The sequence below is a fragment of the Sorangium sp. So ce887 genome (assembly GCF_051521455.1).
In the GTDB taxonomy this organism is placed as follows: Bacteria; Myxococcota_A; Polyangia; order Polyangiales; family Polyangiaceae; genus Sorangium.
On sequence record NZ_CP150354.1, the window covers coordinates 4,415,684 to 4,433,179 of the forward strand.

The window sequence follows — 17,496 nt, forward strand, 5'->3', positions numbered from 1 at the left end:
CGGCGCGAAGGAGCGAGCTGTGGGCGGAATCAGCGAGACGTGCAGCGTGTGCGGGACCGGATTCGAGGTCCAGTTCCGGTACCAGATGGAGGAGAAGGACGGCGGCTTCTCCTTCTTCTGCTCGCAAAAATGCCTGGAGAAGAGCCAGCTCGGCGGGGAGAGCGGCGCCTCGCTCGCCACGTGCGACGCGTGCGCGAAGCGCTTTCCCCCGGATCTCGTGTCGCAGGTGCTCTACGTCGCCGGGCGGCGGCACTACGCGTGCTCGCTCGGGTGCCGGGCGCAGCTGGTCCGCGAGGCGAAGGGGGTGCGGCTCGGAGACATCGCGGCGGCGGCCGCGGCGCCGGCCGAGGGGCTGTCGCCGACCCGCCGCGAAGTTCCGTTGTCGGGGAGCGGCTCCCGCGCCGTCGCGGAGGCCGGTGAGCCGGCGTCCCCGGAGCTTTCGGCGCGGGCTGGCGCGCAGGCAGGGGCGTCGGCCGTTGCGCCGGGCGCGCCGGCTGCGCGCCCGGCGGAGCCCAGGGGGCAGGGGGCGGTCGCGGTGCCCGTGTCGCCGGCGGGGAGCGCGAAGCGGGCGCCGCAGCGCCCGGCCGGGGTGCCCCGGTATCTGGCCGTGTTCAACCACAAGGGCGGCACGGGCAAGACGACGACGGCCGTGAGCGTGGCGGCCGGGCTCGCGGCGCGCGACAAGCGGGTGCTCCTCGTCGACACCGACGCGCAGGGGAACGTCTCCGTCTCGCTGGGCGCGGGCGCGGAGCGCTCGCTCTATCACGTGCTCGTGATGGGGCTCCGGGTCGCGGACGCGACGAGGGCGGTGCGGCCGAACCTGGATCTCCTCCCATCCAACGAGACGCTGGCCGCGGCCGAACTCTACCTGGCGGGGCGCCAGAACCGGGACCGCGTGCTCTCGGATCGCCTCTCCGCGGCTGCGGCCGACTACGACTACGTCGTGCTCGACTGCTCGCCGAGCCTGTCCCTGATGAACCAGAACGCGCTTGTGTTCGCCGACAGCGTGCTCGTCCCGGTCGCGTGCGATTACCTGTCGCTGGTCGGCGTCCGGCAGGTGATCAAGACGGTGAAGAACGTGAACGCGCTGCTGCACCATCCGGTGCAGATCTGGGGCGTGCTGCCGACCTTCTTCGACGGTCGCGCGAGGATCGCGCGTGAGGCGGTCAGCACGATGAAGCAGCACTTCGGGGAGCGCTGCCTCGCGCCGATCCGGCAGGCGATCAAGGTCAAGGAGGCGCCTGCGCAGGGGCAGACGATCTTCGAATATGCGCCGGGGACCCCGGCGGCCGACGATTATCTGGCGGTGGTCGATCGCATCATCGAGAGTCGCGAGCGGGGCGCGGCCGGCTCGGAGGCAGGGGCGGCGCGCGAGCCGGGATCGTGGGGCACCGACCGGGCGGACGCGGCGGCAGAGCGGCCGGGCGCTGCGGCGGCCGGTGCATGAAGGGACCTGCGGCAGCGGGTCTCGCTGGATGAAGGGACCTGCGGCAGCGGGTCTCGCTGGATGAAGGGACCTGCGGCAGCGGGTCTCGCTGGATGAAGGGACCTGCGGCAGCGGGTCTCGCTGGATGAAGGGACCTGCGGCAGCGGGTCTCGCTGGATGAAGGGCCCGCGCTCGCGGAGCCCCGACCGGGCAGAGAGCTGGAGGACGCAATGAAGAGCGAAGGCGATCTCGGGGGCGCCGCGCGGGCGCTGCTCGATCGCGACGAGGTGGAAGGTGTTCTGTCCGGGGCGTTCTATACACCCACGGAAGCGCCGCGTTCGCGCGCGAAGACCCGGACGACCGGCGCCGCATCCGAGCCAGGTGCTGCGCCGCCGCCCGAGAGACCGCAGCACTACAAGGTCATCTGTATCTCGATGTACACCGGGGATCTCGAGAGGCTGGATGAGATGGTCAGCGCCCTCAAGGCGCGCGGCATGACGAAGGCCAATCGAAGCGCGCTGATCCGGCATGCGCTCTCCCAGGTGGACCTCGACAAGATCCCCAAGGGGATCTAGGTCGACTTTCCAGGAAGACCTCGACGAGGCGAGGGGGATCGAGGCCAGCTTTTTCACCATCGCGCCACGGGCACCGCGCGAGCCGCGGCGGCCTTCCGCGGCATCGGTGGGGCAGAGGCCGCCCGGTTCCCTGGGCTCGGGCGAGCGGTGGAGGGGCGGGGCACCGGCGCCGCCGCTCGCGGTGTGAGGCGATGCGCGGCCTCGCCGGGCGCGTCCTCGCCCGGCAGCAGCGCCGCGGGTATGTCGCGTGCTAGTGTCGGGATCAGGAATCGGGGAGCCACGAGCCGAAAATCGAGGCCTACCCAGAGAGGGAACATGGACCAGAACTTCGCAGGATACGGGACCCGTTCTTCGGCGCTCCGTGCCGCCGCGGATTCGCGCGAGCGCTTCCTCGTGCGAACGTACAATCACCTGTTCGGGGCGATCGTGCTCTTCGCGGCGATCGAGGTCGCGCTGTTCAAGACCGGCGTCGCCTCGGTCATCGCCAGGGCGATGATGGGCACGAGCTGGCTGGTGGTGCTCGGAGCCTTCATGCTCGTGAGCTGGCTCGCCAGCCGCGCGGCGCACACGTCGATGTCGAAGCCGGTGCAGTACGCCGCGCTCGGCGGCTACGTGGTCGCCCAGGCGATCATCTTCGTGCCGCTCCTCTACATCGCGGACATGGTCGCGCCCGGCGCGATCCAGAGCGCCGCGCTCGCCACGATGGCGGGCTTCGCCGGGCTCACCGCGATCGCGTTCGTGACCCGCAAGGATTTCTCCTTCCTGGGCGGTCTCCTGCGCTGGGGCGGCATCTGCGCGCTCGTCCTCATCGGGGCCGGGCTGCTGTTCGGCTTCCAGCTCGGCACGTTCTTCAGCGTCGCCATGGTCGCCTTCGCCGGCGCCGCCATCCTCTACGACACGTCGAACATCCTGCACCACTTCCCCGAGGACAGGTACGTCGGCGCCGCACTCGAGCTCTTCGCGTCCGTCGCCCTGCTGTTCTGGTACGTACTCCGACTCTTCACCTCCTCCCGCAACTGAGCGAGCGGCGCGCGCCCGCTGCGGATACGGGCCCATCTCGACGTTTTCGGTGCTCGGCGTACTGGAGTACGCCTCCGCGCCGAAAACGCCGATCTGGGCCCGTCTCCTGTGCGGGCGCGCGCCGCTCGGGCAGCGGGGGGGACGGGGGAACCGGGGGGCGGGGGTTTAGGGGGCGAGGAGGGCTTGTAGCGCTCTGGTCAGGGAGAAAAGTAGGAGGCCGGCCAGCGCTAGGAGGCAGCCGACCGCTACGATCAGGCCGGCGTAGAAGCCTCGATCAGAGGGGCGGGCGCCGAGCTGCGCGCGCGCGACGAGGTGCGCTCGCAGGAGGTCGAGGTTGCGCGCGTTCGACTTGTAGGCCGCGTCGAACAGGTCGCCCAGCAAGGGAACCGTGCCGAACAACGTCTCGAGACCCACGTTGAGCATCATCCGAAGCACCGTCGAGACGGGGAGACGGTAACGCGCCGCCGAAAGCACGATGTACATCGAGAGACCGAAGCCGATGAGATCCCCGACCCCAGGGACCAACCCGATCAGCGCGTCGTAACCGACCCGATAGCCGACGCCGGGGATGCGGATCGCATTGTCCAGAAAGTGGCCGAGCGCGTTCAGGCGCTTCAGCCGCTCCTCCTCGAGATCGACGGTCTTCAGCGTGGTGAGGGGTGTCACAGGGATGACGGACCGGTTCGGGGCCGGGTGAGCTGTCCCTCGTAGTGTACTTCGCGCGCCCCAGACCCACCAGGGCATATGCGTTGCTTCTGGGACCGCCATGGAGACGGTAAGGGCTGTGGGAAGCGCCCGGCAGTCGCGCCACTCGGAGATTCTTCTCCTGGGGCAGGCAGCAGGGCTCGGGATGGTGACAGGAATGCGTTCCATGCTGGGCGTGAGGCTCCTCGCGGCCAGCGCCCGGCGCGGCGCGTTCGACGGGCAACGCGGGAGCTTCTGGCGCACGCTTCGCTCGCCCGGAGCGCAGCGCGCGCTCAGCGTGCTCGCGGGCGGAGAGCTGTTGATGGACAAGCTGCCCTCCGCGCCGAGCCGCCTCGCGAGAGGTCCGCTCGGCGCGCGGCTCCTGATCGGGGCGCTCCTGGGCGCCGCCGTCGGCACGCAAAGCCCCGAGAGGAACATGCGGTTCGCAGGCGCCGTGGTCGGGGCAGCGGCGGCCGCCATCGGCGCGCTCGTCGGGAATCGCGCCCGCGTGTGGCTGGACCGCGGGACGCGCATTCCCGCCCCGGTCGCAGCCGTCGTCGAGGATGCCATCGCCTTCGGCCTGGGCGCGCTGGCGGCGCGCCGCTAGTGCCGAGCGCCGGCGCGCCCGCCAGGGCCCCAGCCCCGGCTCCGCCGCGAGCAGCGCGCAGCCCCGGAGGCGAGGGAGGCGCGAAGAGGATGCGCGCCGTCGCACCCAGGGACGTCCCGGCGCGCGCACGTCTCCCGGCGCGCGCACGTCGCGTCCTGCCACAGCGGGGCACCGCTGCCGCTGCGGTCACGGCGCCACGAGCCATGCTGACGCCGGACACGCCACCGAGCCCGCACGCCCGCGTTCTCCGCTCCGGAGCGCGCGGGGCGCTGGCCGGCATCGTCGGCGCGCTCCTCGGGACGCTCGACGGAGCCGCGGTGCATGCACAAGGACGGTACGAGTCCGCGCTCCTCGGCGGGCGCTCGGCGCTCCTCGGAGGCACAGGGGTCGTGCTGGGCGTCGACGGCGCCGCGCCCTTCCTGAACCCGGCCACCATCATCCGCATCGAGGACCGGAACATCGCGTTCTCGTCGACGTTCTTTCGCTACGCGCATCGCACGCTGGAGGCGTGGCATCAGCCAGGTCCGGTCGACTCCGCCCTGTACGGCGACCTCCGGCTCGATCACACGACGGTGAGCGATCAGGGCCTGGACTCCCTCCCCGACGCGATGTGCTATTTCTTCGACTGGCAGCGCGGCGCGGGCGATGCGGATTCGAGGCGAGCGCGGGTCGGCCGCCAGACCGTCGCCGCTTGCCTCGGGAAGACCGAGGAGAACGAGTTCGGGTTCGACGCGCTGCGGTTCTCGGGGGAATCCGGCCCGCGCCGCGTGAGCCAGGCGCAGACGCTCCGCTACGCGTGGGGTCGCTTCAGCGCCGGTCCGTCGTGGAGCTACCGTGTCACCGATCGCCTCGCCGTGGGCGTCTCGCTCCCGGTCGTGCGCACCCGCTACGCGAGCTCGCTCGGCGTCGCCAGCGTCGTGGAGGACACAAGCACGGGCTCGGCGAGCAGCGCGACGTACCAGGCCGCGCTCTCCGGAGATTCCTGGGACGTGCTCGCGCACCTCGGGGTGACGTACCGGCTGACCTCGGTGTTCTCTGCCGGGATCAGCGTGCGGACGCCCAGCGTGCATATCTTCGACTCGCTGGACGCGAGCTATCACGACACGCTCGCCACCGGGACAGCGGCGGTCCGCACCTGGGCAGGTGAAGGGGAGTTCGTGGCTCCCTCGCCGGCGCGCGTGGCGGTGGGCGCGAGCGCGGAGTGGAGCAGGCTGCGGCTGGAGCTCGACGGCTTCTTCTACCTGGGCCAGCGCGAGCTCGCGCGGATCACCGCCGATCGGGAGGAGATCGCGATCGAGGGGGGCGCGGTGACGAGCCGGAGGCAGAGCCGGCTCGACATCGTCGAGGAGGCGGCGCCCATCGTCAACGTGGGGCTCGGCGCCGAGGTGTTCGTCACGCGCGACCTCAGCGTGGTGGGCGGCGTCGTCACCGATTTCAACGCGCTGTCGAGCCTGCGGGGCCCCACAACCGCCGAGTCGAAGCTCTTCCTGGAGCGGATGAGCGGCGTGCACGCGGGGCTCGGCATGGTCTCCTATACGAGGTACGGCGATCTCGTGTTCGGCGCGCGCTTCGACTACGCGGCGGGGCAGATGGCGGCGGTCAACGCGTTCGCGTCCCCCGTCCGGCTGGATCCGATCGACTGCCGCGAGATCGGCGCGACCCTGGTGCTCGCCGGGCGGATCAGCCTGCGCACCGTCGAGGGCGTGGCGCGCGAGATCGGGGACGCCGTGGAGGGCTCGGCCGCGGCTCCCCCCGAGCGCACCACGCCGAGAGAGCCGATGCGGGCGCCTGCGCAGGAGGACTGAGCCGCGGCGCGCCGCCGGTCAGGAGCCGCCCTCGTCCGGCTCGATGCGCACCCGCTCCTCGTAGAGCGCGCCGCCCTCGCCGATGTCCGTGGTGCGGGCGCGGATCAGCGCGTTGGCGCAGCGGCCGTCGCGGAGGTGGCCGCCCTTCGGGATGAGCGCGACGTCGCGGCGCTGCGCGGGATCGTGGCGGAGCTGCACCGTCCGCGAGCTATCACGACACGCTCGCCACCGGGACAGCGGCGGTCCGCACCTGGGCAGGTGAAGGGGAGTTCGTGGCTCCCTCGCCGGCGCGCGTGGCGGTGGGCGCGAGCGCGGAGTGGAGCAGGCTGCGGCTGGAGCTCGACGGCTTCTTCTACCTGGGCCAGCGCGAGCTCGCGCGGATCACCGCCGATCGGGAGGAGATCGCGATCGAGGGGGGCGCGGTGACGAGCCGGAGGCAGAGCCGGCTCGACATCGTCGAGGAGGCGGCGCCCATCGTCAACGTGGGGCTCGGCGCCGAGGTGTTCGTCACGCGCGACCTCAGCGTGGTGGGCGGCGTCGTCACCGATTTCAACGCGCTGTCGAGCCTGCGGGGCCCCACGACCGCCGAGTCGAAGCTCTTCCTGGAGCGGATGAGCGGCGTGCACGCGGGGCTCGGCATGGTCTCCTATACGAGGTACGGCGATCTCGTGTTCGGCGCGCGCTTCGACTACGCGGCGGGGCAGATGGCGGCGGTCAACGCGTTCGCGTCCCCCGTCCGGCTGGATCCGATCGACTGCCGCGAGATCGGCGCGACCCTGGTGCTCGCCGGGCGGATCAGCCTGCGCACCGTCGAGGGCGTGGCGCGCGAGATCGGGGACGCCGTGGAGGGCTCGGCCGCGGCTCCCCCCGAGCGCACCACGCCGAGAGAGCCGATGCGGGCGCCTGCGCAGGAGGACTGAGCCGCGGCGCGCCGCCGGTCAGGAGCCGCCCTCGTCCGGCTCGATGCGCACCCGCTCCTCGTAGAGCGCGCCGCCCTCGCCGATGTCCGTGGTGCGGGCGCGGATCAGCGCGTTGGCGCAGCGGCCGTCGCGGAGGTGGCCGCCCTTCGGGATGAGCGCGACGTCGCGGCGCTGCGCGGGATCGTGGCGGAGCTGCACCGTCATCGCGCCGACGCGCGACACGATCCGGCAGAGGCCGCCGTCGGCCACGCCGCTCGCCGCGTCGGGGTGGACCGTCACGACGGCCGGGCCTCGCTGGGGCCTGGCCCACTGCGACGACTGGGACTTCTCGGTGGACAGCGCCATGAGGAGCAGCGGGAGCTCGCGCGCGTCGGGATCCGCGCGCTCCTCCGGCCCCTCGGTGATGAGGTTGACCCGCCCGGTCGGGGTCGGGAACTTGCGGTCCTCGAACAGCACCTTCGGCGCCAGCGGATTGCGCACCGGCGCGCGCTCCAGCGCCTCGAGGGTGATGCCGAGCGGCGCGAGCCTGGGCTCGACGACCCGCCGCTTCCAGTCGCGGGCGCTGCCGTCGAGCGCGTCGCCGAGGCCCACGCGCTGCGCGAGCGCCTGCATGATCTCGAGATCGCTCTTCACCCCGTCCGGGGGCGGGACCACGGGCGTGGCGACGCCGAGGTAATGGTGGCCGTAGGCGCCGAGCACGTCGTCCGCCTCGAGCAGCGTCGTCGTGGGCAGCACCAGGTGGGCGAGCCGCGCCGTGTCCGTGAGGAAGGAGTCGGCGACGACGACGAGCTCGCGCGTCGCGAGCGCCTCCGCGACGGCGTCCGACGCGGGCAGCATCGCGACCGGGTTGCCGGCGGTCACCCAGACGGCGCGGATCGGCGGGTCGCTCATCCGGAGCACCTCCTGCCCGAACAGCGGCTCGCAGACGGTGCGGGGCGCGGGGCGATCGCCCCCGAACGGCGAGAGATCGAACGCACCGCGCCGCTTGAAGTAGAACGAGACGCCCCCGCCGGGGATGCCGAGGTTCCCGCTCACGGCCGAGAGCGCGTCGAGCGCGCGCACGATCGCCCCGCCCGTGGTGCGCCGGCCCATGCCCCAGCCCACGAGGATCGCCGCGGGCCTGTCGGCGAGGCGGCGCGCGAGATCCAGGGCGGCGCCCTCGGGCACGTCGGCCTCGCCGCACCACGCCGCGACGGAGCGGCCCCGCGCGAGCGCGCGGAAGGCGTCGAGGTGATCGCAGTAGTCCGCGGCGCGCGGATCGGTCCACCCCTCGTCGAAGAGCACGCGGGCGACGGCCATGGCGAGCGCGAAGTCGCCGCCCGGGCGCGGCTGGTAGAACGCCGCGCACAGGGAGGCCGTCCTGTGGTGCACGGGATCGACGAGCACGAGCTCCGCGCCGCGCGCCCTCGCCTCGCGCAGCACCGGCAGGGTGTGCGGGCTCGACGTGAAGACGTTCTTGCCCCAGAGGAGGATCTGCCGGGCGTTCTTCAGGTCGGCGAGGTCGTGGCTGTCCTCCTCGCCGAAATCGGCGAGCTGCGCGGCGTCGCCCGCGCCGGAGCAGATGTCGCCGCGCTTGACCGTGACCGGCCCGAACCGCGCGAAGAAGGCGTCGGTGATCCCCGTGAGCATCCCGAGCGAACCGCCGCTCCGATAATGGAAGATCGCGGCCGGGCCCGATTCGCGCCGGATCGCGAGCAGCCGCTCGGCCGCGGTGTCGAGCGCTTCCTCCCAGGAGACCGGGACGAGCTCGCCGCCCTTGCGGAGCAGCGGCGTCGTCAGGCGCTCGGGTGAGTACTGGGTCTCCAGGAAGCGCGACGTCCGGTAGCAGAGGAAGCCCCTCGTGACCGGGTGGTCCGGGTCGCCGCCGAGGCGCACGACGCGGCCGTCCTTCACGGTGGCCACGATGCTGCAAGCGTCGGGGCAGTCGCGGTTACAGACCGTCTTGCGGATCTCCTGCACAACGGCAGCCTAGAGCACGCGCGCGCGGCGGTACACCGCGCCGCGCGGGGCTAGTCGGCCGCGAGCCGCTCGGGGGCGTAGTCTCGCGAGTCGTCGCCGGAGACCTCCTGGGCGATGACGCGGAGCTGCTCGTAGCGCTCGCGCAGGAGCGACCACAGCCGATCGCGGATGTCGCGCGAGTCGAGCCGCTCGGTCGGGCGGGTGTTGCTGAGCAGCCACTTCGCGGTGCTGTTCACCCGGGTCACCTCGTCCCTGGTGAGGGAGATCCGGCCTTGCACGTGGTTCCACCGGTCCAGGATGAGGTTGGTGATGCTGGCCGCCGCGCTCGCGGGATCTCCGGCGACGAGCGCGCGCCGGACGATGCCGTAGGTCTCCGGGACGATCCCGCGCGGGAAGCACACCTCGGCCGCGGCGAGCGTCGGGCGCAGCGCCTCGTAGAGCACGTCGAGCCGCTCGGCCACCTCCGGCGGCGGCGCGCTCTCGGGCTGCATGCGCGCCACCGCATGGTCGAGCGCCATCGCGAGCTCCGGCAGGCTGCGGATCGTGTCGAAGCGGGACTTCGGCAGCCGGCGCCGGTGGCGCGCCGGATCGCGCGTCACGGACTGCACGGCGCGCCGGACGATCGCGAGCACCCCGCCCGCGTCCCCGCGGAAGGCCTGCACGTGGGCCGCGGGGAGGTCGCTCGCGGGCATCGCGTACCGCTCGTAGCGCTCGCGATCCAGGCTCTCGTCGCCCCGGGAGCGCGGGTCGGCCTCGGACGGCGCGACGCCGGCGGAAGAGGCCGGCTCCGACCGCTCCGAGCTCGCCCGCTGCGGCTCGTCCGCGTCGGGGCGCTCGCCGTCCGCGCCGGGAAGCTCCCCTGGAGAGGGCGTCTCGGTGGCCTGTGTTGTCTCTTCCGGACCGGGCTCCACCGGCCCGGCTGCCGTGCGCTGGGCGGTGCTCTCGGCCTCGAGCGGTGTGGACCGAAGCGCTGGATCCCGCAGCGCCTCGAGGTCGTCTCGCGCACGCGTCATCCGGGTCATCGTACGTAAGTCGGCGCGACGGTACAAGATCCGCGGCCCCTCGCGCGCGCCGCCGGCGGGGCCGCCGCGGCAGGGGCGCCGCGCGCGGGGCGTCTCGACCTCGCCCGCGGGCCTCGTCCCACCTCGCCCGCGGGGGTCATGGCGCCTGCCGGCGTCACCTCGCACACAGAGGCCACGAGGCGCGGGCCGCGCGCGAGGCGGCCCCCGTCCTCGGGCGCGGATCAAGCGTCGAGCGCGTCCCAGAAGATGCGCAGATCGTCCGAGAGCGGCGCCTCGATGCGCACGCGTCCGCCTGTCGCCGGATGCGTGAGCTCCAGGAGCGCGGCGTGGAGAGCGTGGCGGTCGAGCTCGAGCGCGCGGCGGTCCTCGTCGGTGAGCTCGCCGTCGGCGCCGCGCGCGAACATGCCCTCGTCCGGCCCGTAGAGCTTGTCGCCCACGAGCGGCAGGCCGCTCGTCGCGAGGTGGACCCGGATCTGGTGCTGCCGGCCGGTCTCGAGCGTGCAGCGGATCAGCGCGTAGCGCCGGCCGGTGAGGGGGTCGGCGCGGCGGCCCAGCACCTCGCACGCCGTGGCTGACGAGAGGCCGCGGCCCGGCGTTGCCACCCGCATCTTCACCTTGTAGCGGCTCGCCGTGTCGAGCTCGAGCGGCAGCTCGACCCGGAAGGCGTCGTGCTCGGGCCAGCCCCAGGTGATCGCGACGTAGCGCTTGAGGACGCCGGTGCGCTCCTCGAACTGCGCCTTCACCCTCCGATCGGCCTCGGGCGTTCGGCAGAGGAGGAGCACGCCGCTCGTCTCCCTGTCGATCCGGTGCGCCAGGAACAGCCGCTCGCCGGGGCGCGCGGCCTCCATCATCTTGATGACGGTGCTCTTGTGGTACCGCGCCGTGGGGTGCACGGGCAGGCCCGGCGGCTTGTTGACGGCGAGCAGCGCTTCGTCCTCGTGGAGCACCGGGATCGCCGTGTCGGGCGCCTGCTCGTCCCACGGCGCGCGCCAGAGGAGGATGCACTGCTCCGGCCGGACGCGATCGCTGCCGCGCAGGCGCCGCGCCTCGGGCGAGTAGGCGCCGCGGGAGACGATCTCGGCGGCGCGCGTGCGGCTCGTCCGCTTGAGCTGCGACTGCACGAACCGGTCGAGCCGCATGCCCGCCGACTCGGGCGGCACGCGGAGCACGGTGACGACCGATCCTTCCGGCACCTCCTCCGGCCGCACCACCTGTGTGCCGCGGCCGAAGGGGCCGCTCGTGCCGGCGAGCTCCCGCGCGCTGATCCTGGTCATGGGTCGAGGTTGCCGTGGGGCTTTAGCAAAGGCGCCGGCCGGGTGCGCGGAAAAGGAAGCCGCCCGCGGGCGCCGCGTCGAGGCGCGCGCGGAAGGCGCGCCGGCCCGCGGCTCACAGGGGGTCGATGATCTCGCAGGGGAAGTTGAACGAGATGCCCTGCGTCGCGCTCTTGAGCTGCGCGCAGGCGTCGCCGGCGAGGACGAGCTGGGTCGGGCTCTCCATGGTCCAGCCGTTCTGCGCGTCGTAGGGCACGGGCGTGCCGTCGATGAGCACCTGGCCTTCCGACGCGTGATCGAGATCCACCGCGATCGAGCCCTGGAGGTCGAACGTGCAGCTCTTGGCGCCGGAGATGGCCGCGTTGAGCTCGTTCTCCAGGGCGGTCGCGTTGGTCGGATCCGGCGTGTAGTACATCGCCGAGCCGCCGGCGTCGGCGTAGGTGCCCGCGCCGGTGAAGCAGTCCTGCTGGGTGTTCTGGGGTCGCCGGACCGGCTGGCCGACGCCGGCGTTCGCCAGATCCTGGAGGTGCTCCGCGAAATCGCCGTCGCCGAGGCCGAACACGAACGTCCCGATGCCCTGCGTGTACGCGGACTGCACCGCGCCTACCACGTCGTCGCGCGCGCACACGGCGGGCCCGTCGTCGCAGCGATCGGGCTCGCCGTCGGTGACGAAGAGGATGTACTTGGGGCCGGGCTCTCCGAAGGCGACGAGATCGGGGATGACCGTCTCGTTGAACGTCATGCCGGTGGGCGTCTCGAGCTTCTGACCCGGCCTCATGGAGGCCTCCTCGTAGGCGGCCGCGATGTCGGCGTGGCTGTTGAGGGCGATGACGTCGGTCCCGGTGAGCAGCGGGCACTGCGCCGGAGCGACCCCCGTGAACGTGAGGAAGCCGAAGCGCACGTTCGCCTGCAGGCTCTCGACGACGTTGAGCACGGCCGTCTGCAGCGGAGCCCAGTAGCCGCTGTCGTACATGCTGCCGGAGCGATCGACGACGATCATCACGGTCGGCGTCTGCGGCTCGAACGTGATGTCGAGCTGCTGGCAGGCGCCGCCGGCGCCGCCGCTTCCGCTTGTGGCGATCAGGCCGCCGCCGCTGCCGACGAAGATCGGCTCCTCGCCGCCGCCGGTGGAGCCGACGCCGCCGGCCGCGCCGCCGCTGCCGCTTACGGAGCCGGAGCCCTGGGGCGGTGGCTCGCCGTCGTTGTTGCCCCCGCAGCTCACGGCGATGCCGGTGGCGAGGAGGGCGAGGTACCAAGAGAGCCTGGGAAAGATAAGTGTGCTGCTCACGAGGTAAAGATACACAGAGTGGCTCGGCGTGTCTCCGCCGTGCGCGGCCAGGGGCGCTCGGAAGTGATTCACTGTGCAGCAGCGCCTGTGCGAACCGATTCTGAAGTAAAAAATCACACAAATCTGTCTGCGAAACTGCACAGGGAAGTAAGGGTACGCGCAGGTCTGGAAGATCGGTGACTACGCCCACGGCGACGACTTCGAGCCGATCACGCCGCGGCTCCTGTCGCGGGCTCACCCGGCTCAGGCCGCCGTGGAGACGGTCGAGGCGCTCGACGAGGAGCCGGAGGCGGAGGGCACGGCGCCTTGGCCACCTCGCGTTCTTCACCCTCAACCCCCCCGCCCGGGTGTGCGGAAGCCGCCCCGTACGCCCCCCGGTTCGTGCTACACACCGCGCCCGCATGGACATTCTCTTCGCTGCTTCCGAGATCGCGCCCATCGTCAAGGTCGGCGGGCTGGCTGACGTCGTGTCGTCGCTCTCGAAGGCGCTCCGGCTGCTCGGCCACAAGGTGACGATCGCGCTGCCGCGCTACCGGGCCCTCGATTCGAGCGGGCTGATGATGGCGCGCCGCCTCACCCCGATGCCGCTCGAGGTCGACCCGCAGGTGTCGCCGGGCGGACCCATCCAGGTGACGCTCCTGGACGGGCGGCTCAGCACGGGCGTGGAGCTCATCGTCCTCGACGTGCCCGGCTTCCACGATCGGCCCGGCATCTACGGCGAGGAGGGGCGCGACTACGAGGACAACGCGCGCCGGTTCTCGCTGTTCTCCCGCGCCGTCGTGGAGCTCGTCCGCCAGCGGGCGCGGTCCGGCTCGCCGTTCGACATCGTGCACGCCCACGACTGGCCCACCGCCATGGTGGCGTACCTGCTCCGGCACCAGCAGCCGCCCGTGCCCGGCAGGAGCGTGCTGACCCTCCACAACGTGGCCCACCAGGGCCTCTTCCCGAAGGACACGCTCCCGTCCCTCGGCCTCGACAGCGACCACTTCCGGCCAGACCGGCTCGAGTTCTACGGCCAGCTCAACTTCCTGAAGGGCGGCATCCTGGCCGCGGACGCGCTCACCACCGTCTCGACCACCTACGCGAACGAGATCCTCACGCCGAAGCAGGGCGAGCGGCTCGACGGCGTGCTCCGCACCCGGACGAACCAGCTGACCGGCATCGTGAACGGCATCGACTACGCCGTCTGGAACCCGATGACCGACCCGGCCATCATCGCGCGCTACGACGCCGAGGACGTGAGCAACAAGGGCCGCTGCAAGAGCGCGCTCCTCCAGGAGATCGGGCTCGAGATCCGGCCGGACCGCCCGCTGCTCGTGTCCATCGGCAGGGTGGTCGCGCAGAAGGGTAGCGACCTGCTCGCGAACGCCATGCCGAAGATCCTGAAGGGCGACGTCAGCGTCGTCGTGGCCGGCGAGGGCGACCCCGAGCTCATGGAGAAGCTCACCGCCGCCGCGGCCAAGGCGCCCGAGCGGGCGAAGTTCCTCGGCGGCGTGAGCGAGGCCGTCGTGCACCGGCTCATGGCCGCAGCCGACCTCGTGCTCGTGCCGTCGCGCTTCGAGCCGTGCGGCCTCGTGCAGCTGTACGCGCAGCGCTACGGCGCCGCCCCGGTGGCGTGCAGGACCGGAGGCCTCGTCGACACGATCGTCGACCTCGACGCCGCCCTGGAGACAGGCACGGGGTTCCTGTTCGACAAGCCGACCGCCACCTCGCTGCTCGGCGGCGTGCAGCGGGCCCTCGCGGCCCTGACGTCGCCCCGCTGGCCCGCCGTCCAGCGCCGCATCATGCGCCTCGACCTCGGCTGGGACCGACCCGCACGCCGCTACGTCCAGGTCTACCGGCAGACGCTCGCCAGCTGAACACCGCGCGCCGGAGCGCGCGGCGCCGGACGGAGCGCCGGAGGGGCCCGCCGCAAGGGGCAACCCGACCGCGATACGGCGCCTCCCGCGCGACAACATGACGCATGTCACCGGGGAGCCGCGTCGCCTATAGCAGCGCCCGTGCTGCCCAGAGCCCTCGCCGGCGCCGCGATCCTCCTCTCGCTCGCGGCGTCTCCAGGCGTCGCGCGTGCGTCCGCCTGCTGCGGGACGGGCCACGGGATCGCCCAGTGGCTCGCGCCCTCGGAGCGCGCCGCGGCGAGCTTCTCGCTCCGGTTCACCGAGCAACTCGGGACGTGGACGCCGGAGCGCGACTTCGACGCCCTTGGCGAGGGCGTCTACCACCGCGAGCTGAGGGCCGACGTCGGGTGGATGGTGCGGATCGAAGAGCGCCTCCAGCTCGGCATCTCCCTCCCGCTGCGGCACACCTGGATCGGGGCGGGCCTCGACGGCACGTTCTCCGGCGGCGACGTGGGAGACATCAGCGCGGCAGGCCGCATCGCGCTGATCGAGGGCGCCATCTCCCCGTGGATCCCGTCCGCCGCGTTCACGCTGAGCGTCGCGCTCCCGACCGGGTACGGCGAGGACCCCGTGTTCGAGCCCATCGGCGTCAGCGCGTCCGGCGGGGACACGGGCGGCACCAGCGCGATTGACGTCGGCGCGAACGGCGCCGACACGACCCGCCTCGGCGTGGCCGAGTTCCGGCCGGGGATCGTCTTCGAGAAGTCGTGGGGCTCGGTCCAGGCGCTGCTCGCCGCGTCGATCAGCGTCCGCACGGCCTACCATGCCGCGGGCGGCGAGGAGGTGCAGCCCGCGGACCGCCTGCAGGTCGTCGCCGCGGCGGGGCCCGTGTGGGCCTCCGGCACCTCGCTCAGCGTGGGCGGCCTCTACGAGCGTGAGGGATCCCCGCGCGTGGCCGGCCGCCTTCCCGTGCGGGGCGGAGAGCGTGAGCGGACGGCGCTGCTCGCGGTGCTGGCCCACGACGTCGGCGCGCGCTGGACCGCCGTCGGCAACCTCCAGGTGGACGTGCCGATCTCCGGGATCGGCCGCAACGAGGGCGCCTTCGCCGCCCTGTCGGCAGGCCTCCGTTACGTGTGGGGACGACATGATTGAACCGCGTGATCGGCTGCTCACCAGGTCATCTCGGGAGCCCCGCGGGGCGCGGGCCCGCCGCGCGGCGCTCGCGGCGCTCGCCCTTCTCTTGCTCCAGGGCTGCGGATCCTCGGACCGGGAGCCGGATCCCGGGGACCGGCTGGACGTCGGCGTCAACGGGCGCATCGAGTTCGACGTGCAGTCGACCGAGCCGATCAAGCGGGGCCCGAACACCTTCAACGTGCGGCTCACCTGGACCGACTCGGGGAACCCGGTGAAGAGGATCAAGCTCCGCGTGTACGCCAGGATGCTCTCCATGGGGCACGGGTCCGGGCACGACGGCGTGGAGATCGAGCCCGGCCTGTACCAGGTGGTCAACGTGCCCCTCTCGATGGTGGGCGCCTGGGATGTGGAATGCCGCGCCCTGGCCGCGTCCCTCATCGACGAGGCGGGATTCACGTTCGAGGTGCAGTAGGCTTCCGCCCCGTGCACCCCCTTGCAAAGGCGACGTCTCGCCCACGCCAGAGGCCGAGCGCGCCGCGGCGCGGCCGCCTGGCCCTCTCCGCCGCGGCGCTGCTCTCGATCGCGGCGCTCGCCGCGCCGGCCTCGGCCAACGGGCGCTTCCCGGCCGCAGGCCTGATCGCGAGCCACCCGAGCGATCCGTCGCGCCTGATGGTGCGCGCGACCTACGGCCTGCTCTCCACGCACGACGGCGGCGAGGCGTGGCGCTGGATCTGCGAGCCGGTCGTCGGCTTCGGCGGGAACGAGGACCCGATGGTGGCCTTCCTCGCCGACGGGACGATCCTCGCCGGGGTCTTCGACGGGCTCAGCGCATCGAAGAACGGCGGCTGCGACTGGTCGTTCGCCCAGGGCGAGCTGCTGGACCGCTACGTCATCGACCTCTCGGCCGATCGCGAGGACCCCTCGCGGGCCGTGCTCGTCGTCAGCGCGGGGCTCGGGGCAGGGCGGTTCCTGACCCAGCTCTGGGAGACGGACGACAACGCGGACCGCTGGACGAAGGCGGGCGCCGACCTGCCCGAGGACTTCCTCGCCCACACGGTCGACGCAGCCCCGTCGAACCGCGATCGCGTCTACGTGAGCGGCCGCTTCGGCTCGCCCGAGTACACAGGGGCCCTGCAGCGGACCGACGACCGCGGCGCGACCTGGGAGCGGCTCGACATTCCGGGGAGCGACGACATGCGCCTGCCGTACATCGGCGCGATCGATCCCGCCGACCCCGATACGATCTACGTGCGGCTCGACGGCGATCCGACCGACGCGCTGATCGTCTCGCACGACGGTGGCGAGAGCTTCACCACGGTCTTCGAGAGCCAGGGCGACCTCCTCGGCTTCGCGCTGTCGCCGGACGGAGCGAGCGTGATCGTGGGCGGCCCCCAGGACGGGATCTTGCGCGCGCCCACGAGCTCGCTCGAGTTCGAGAAGATCTCGGACGTCGGCGCGCGATGCCTGACCTGGACCGCCGCGGCGCTCTTCGCCTGCGGCGACGAGTTCGCCGACGGCTTCACCGTCGGTCGCTCCGTCGACGAGGGAAAGAGCTTCGAAGCCCTCCTGCACCGCGACGGGCTCTGCGGTCCGCTCGAGTGCGCGGAGGAGAGCGGCGCGGCCTCGACCTGCACCGACCTCTGGGGCGCGACGGCGCTCACCATCGGCTCCCGTCAGTGCGGCGGCGACGCCGGCACCGGCAGCGGGGGATCGGCGCCGCCGCCCGCCGAGGAGCCGGCCGGGTGCGGGTGCAAGATCGGCGCGCCGGGCGCCGCGAGCGTCGGCGCCGCCGCGCCGCCCGGCGGCAGGGGCGTGAGCTGGCTCGCGCTCTCGGCCGCCGGGGCGCTCGCGCTGGCGCGCCGGCGGGCGCACGCGAGCGGGCGCGGACCCGCGCCGGGTGCGCCCTGAAGCGCGGCGCGCCGGCGGGCGAGCGAGGGCCGCTCGCCG

At 72.7% G+C, this 17,496-nt stretch carries 16 protein-coding genes; 10 read left to right on the forward strand and 6 right to left on the reverse strand.

Going from position 1 to position 17,496, the window contains the following annotated elements; all coding sequences use genetic code 11:
• Window positions 1-19 precede the first annotated feature (19 nt).
• From WMF36_RS16390 to WMF36_RS16400, 3 genes are all read left to right on the forward strand, one after another.
• On the forward strand, window positions 20-1,447 hold the full coding sequence (locus WMF36_RS16390) for a ParA family protein (RefSeq protein ID WP_437580540.1): 1,428 nt from the start codon (window positions 20-22) through the stop codon (window positions 1,445-1,447).
• Between the two features lie 209 nt (window positions 1,448-1,656).
• Window positions 1,657-2,001, forward strand: a complete 345-nt coding sequence (locus WMF36_RS16395; protein WP_437580541.1) for a hypothetical protein — start codon at window positions 1,657-1,659, stop codon at window positions 1,999-2,001.
• Window positions 2,002-2,316: 315 nt separating this feature from the next.
• Window positions 2,317-3,021, forward strand: coding sequence for a Bax inhibitor-1/YccA family protein (locus tag WMF36_RS16400; RefSeq protein WP_437580542.1), 705 nt, complete (start codon window positions 2,317-2,319; stop codon window positions 3,019-3,021).
• Window positions 3,022-3,186: 165 nt separating this feature from the next.
• On the opposite strand, the gene WMF36_RS16405 is transcribed toward WMF36_RS16400, so the two are convergent.
• Window positions 3,187-3,687, reverse strand: coding sequence for a DUF4112 domain-containing protein (locus WMF36_RS16405; RefSeq protein ID WP_437580543.1), 501 nt, complete (start codon window positions 3,685-3,687; stop codon window positions 3,187-3,189).
• A 100-nt stretch (window positions 3,688-3,787) separates the two neighbouring features.
• On the opposite strand from WMF36_RS16405, the gene WMF36_RS16410 reads away from it, so the two are divergent.
• Together WMF36_RS16410 and WMF36_RS16415 are read left to right on the forward strand one after the other, a co-directional pair.
• The gene (locus tag WMF36_RS16410) at window positions 3,788-4,312 is read left to right on the forward strand and encodes a DUF4126 family protein (RefSeq protein WP_437580544.1); all 525 of its coding nucleotides are present in this window, start codon (window positions 3,788-3,790) and stop codon (window positions 4,310-4,312) included.
• 203 nt (window positions 4,313-4,515) lie between these two features.
• Entirely contained in the window at window positions 4,516-6,117 is a 1,602-nt protein-coding gene (locus tag WMF36_RS16415) for a hypothetical protein (RefSeq protein ID WP_437580545.1), read from the forward strand.
• 18 nt (window positions 6,118-6,135) lie between these two features.
• Here WMF36_RS16415 and WMF36_RS16420 read toward each other — a convergent pair whose 3' ends face one another.
• Window positions 6,136-6,315, reverse strand: coding sequence for a hypothetical protein (locus WMF36_RS16420; RefSeq protein ID WP_437580546.1), 180 nt, complete (start codon window positions 6,313-6,315; stop codon window positions 6,136-6,138).
• A 74-nt stretch (window positions 6,316-6,389) separates the two neighbouring features.
• Between WMF36_RS16420 and WMF36_RS16425 the strand changes: the two genes are divergently transcribed.
• On the forward strand, window positions 6,390-7,037 hold the full coding sequence (locus WMF36_RS16425) for a hypothetical protein (protein WP_437580547.1): 648 nt from the start codon (window positions 6,390-6,392) through the stop codon (window positions 7,035-7,037).
• Window positions 7,038-7,055: 18 nt separating this feature from the next.
• Here the strand turns inward: WMF36_RS16425 and WMF36_RS16430 are convergent, their stop codons facing one another.
• The 4 genes from WMF36_RS16430 to WMF36_RS16445 all read right to left on the reverse strand — a co-directional run bounded on the left by WMF36_RS16430 (window position 7,056) and on the right by WMF36_RS16445 (window position 12,577).
• On the reverse strand, window positions 7,056-8,996 hold the full coding sequence (locus WMF36_RS16430) for a molybdopterin-dependent oxidoreductase (RefSeq protein ID WP_437580548.1): 1,941 nt from the start codon (window positions 8,994-8,996) through the stop codon (window positions 7,056-7,058).
• Window positions 8,997-9,046: 50 nt separating this feature from the next.
• The gene (locus WMF36_RS16435) at window positions 9,047-10,009 is read right to left on the reverse strand and encodes a hypothetical protein (protein WP_437580549.1); all 963 of its coding nucleotides are present in this window, start codon (window positions 10,007-10,009) and stop codon (window positions 9,047-9,049) included.
• 230 nt (window positions 10,010-10,239) lie between these two features.
• A complete protein-coding gene (locus tag WMF36_RS16440; protein ID WP_437580550.1) occupies window positions 10,240-11,292 on the reverse strand; it encodes an RluA family pseudouridine synthase in 1,053 nt (350 codons plus the stop codon).
• A gap of 112 nt (window positions 11,293-11,404) precedes the next feature.
• Entirely contained in the window at window positions 11,405-12,577 is a 1,173-nt protein-coding gene (locus WMF36_RS16445) for a vWA domain-containing protein (protein ID WP_437580551.1), read from the reverse strand.
• Window positions 12,578-12,978: 401 nt separating this feature from the next.
• Between WMF36_RS16445 and glgA the strand changes: the two genes are divergently transcribed.
• From glgA to WMF36_RS16465, 4 genes are all read left to right on the forward strand, one after another.
• Entirely contained in the window at window positions 12,979-14,436 is a 1,458-nt protein-coding gene (gene glgA / locus WMF36_RS16450; RefSeq protein ID WP_437580552.1) for a glycogen synthase GlgA, read from the forward strand.
• A gap of 141 nt (window positions 14,437-14,577) precedes the next feature.
• A complete protein-coding gene (locus WMF36_RS16455) occupies window positions 14,578-15,567 on the forward strand; it encodes a hypothetical protein (RefSeq protein ID WP_437580553.1) in 990 nt (329 codons plus the stop codon).
• Entirely contained in the window at window positions 15,560-16,021 is a 462-nt protein-coding gene (locus tag WMF36_RS16460; protein ID WP_437580554.1) for a FixH family protein, read from the forward strand. The genes WMF36_RS16455 and WMF36_RS16460 overlap by 8 nt, the downstream gene beginning before the upstream one ends.
• 11 nt (window positions 16,022-16,032) lie before the next feature.
• Window positions 16,033-17,457 carry a WD40/YVTN/BNR-like repeat-containing protein gene (locus WMF36_RS16465; protein ID WP_437580555.1) on the forward strand — a complete coding sequence of 475 codons (1,425 nt, stop codon included), beginning with the start codon at window positions 16,033-16,035 and terminating at the stop codon, window positions 17,455-17,457.
• The last annotated feature ends 39 nt before the right edge of the window (window positions 17,458-17,496 follow it).